Annotated in this window: 2 protein-coding genes; both read right to left on the bottom strand. The window is 31.2% G+C overall.

The annotated features are described in order from the left end of the window. Window positions 1–692, bottom strand: a 692-nt coding sequence (locus tag ACJML3_RS05130) for an AAA family ATPase (RefSeq protein WP_406021200.1), incomplete at its 3' end; no start/stop codon positions are given. 126 nt (window positions 693–818) lie between these two features. Next, window positions 819–1767, bottom strand: a 949-nt coding sequence (locus ACJML3_RS05125; protein ID WP_406021198.1) for a PD-(D/E)XK nuclease domain-containing protein, incomplete at its 5' end; no start/stop codon positions are given.

The following is a 1767-nucleotide window of genomic DNA, read 5'->3' as shown; positions in this document are numbered from 1 at the left end:
ATATAAAAAGTCTTTATCTCATCTCTTGTAAAACCAATAAGCTGACTGTATGCACTTTTATTTGAGATATCAACGATATCGGAGCCAACAGAAAAGATGGTTGCATCTTTTAACCTAGTAACACCTGTAACTGCAAGAAACTTTATAGAATCACAACTTTTTAAAGTGGCATAAATGCTTCTTATGATTTCGCAGAATTTTTCATAGAGCTCTGGATTGTTAATGTTTGCAACTAACTGTCTGTCGTATTCATCAATCAAAACTACAACCTTATAGTTTTTAAGTTCAAGTAAAGTTAGTAGTCTGTTAAGTGCTCTTTGAGGCTCTGATGATTCTTTGTAACCTTCAATATTATAGGTATTAGCAAAAACTGAAATTAGTTCAACAAGATCTTCTTTAAAATCATCAATGTCAGACACAGAGCATTTTAGAAAATCAAGATACAAGACTGGATATGTAGACTCTGTCCATTTGTCATAAATCCATGTATCCTTGAAATATGGATCGACACCTTTTTCAAAAAGAGTTCCTATTGTTTTTAAAGTCAGAGATTTTCCAAAACGGCGAGGACGTGAAATAAAAACCTTTTCTTGTGTCTTTAAAAGTTTATAGATAGTCTCTGTTTTATCTATATAGATCCTATTGTTATCATAAAAATTAGTAAATACACCAGAATTGCTTATTGTTTTCATTATTTATTTAGCTCCTACATGCATATATTATAGTTTGTTTTTACTTTCTCTGCATGAAAACAGGAGCTTAGTGCTTATTTTAAGTAAGTTTTTCTTCTTTTATAAAAGTAAGAGATTAGATGATGGTTACACCTGTTGATATTCTCTAATAGCTCTTACATGTGGATCAGCATTGTAGACTGCAGCAATTCTTAAAAGCTCTTTTTGAGGAAGAATATTGCCATAATCTCGATTCTTAATTTGTTCAATTGCTTCATTAAGTTTAGTTTTAGCCAAAGGATCACTATCGGCATACTTAAGCTCAATGACAATTCTTCTGTTGAGTCTTTCTATAACCAGATCAGCTCTTCCTTTTGACGAATGTACTTCAGCTGATACTTTAGCACCTGCAGCTTTTAGATAAACACAGATATATCCTTGAACAGAAGCTTCAGAGTTTAAAGGAAATTTATCATAAGAAACTGTATTTAATGCTGTATTGAACAGGTCGATAATCTGTTTTGCATTTCCTACATCTAAGATGTTCTTGCCATCAACATTTACAGATGTTTCCTTCTTTAAAGCTTTTATAGCCATAAGCTGTGTTAAGGAATCATAAATCTCTCTGTTTGGAAAACCTAAACTTATGATACTATCACCAGATGAAAGAGGTGAGCGAAGTGTCAGATAACCTGTTTGACATAACAGAACATTATTATCAATATCAAGTAACGAAGTAGGATTTAAAAAACTGTTTCTTGAAACTTCAATCAAGTGATCTTTATTTAAATAATCAAATAGATTTATTTTGATCTTTTCTATTTTTTTTGCCAGTATTGATGGTAGACCTCCATTATCAAACCAGTAATCACCAAAGTGAACTTTTTCTTTTTCTAATATAGACTGAAGAAAATTGTTTACAGACCATGTTGAGAAAACTTTCTTTTCATAGTCTTCATCAAAACAGTATCCATCATAGTTGTATGCAATTTTATCAAGTATAGCATCAATCTGAGTTTCTGTAATGCAGTCAACTGATACGTTATTATCATATGAAGCGGCAAGTTTAAGGTAATCAATATAAAAAGTCTTTATC

The organism is Succinivibrio sp., assembly GCF_045124615.1.
Classification (GTDB): Bacteria; Pseudomonadota; Gammaproteobacteria; order Enterobacterales; family Succinivibrionaceae; genus Succinivibrio; species Succinivibrio faecicola.
The sequence above is the reverse complement of the archived record's forward strand: the minus strand, read 5'-3'. Positions and strand labels throughout refer to the sequence as shown.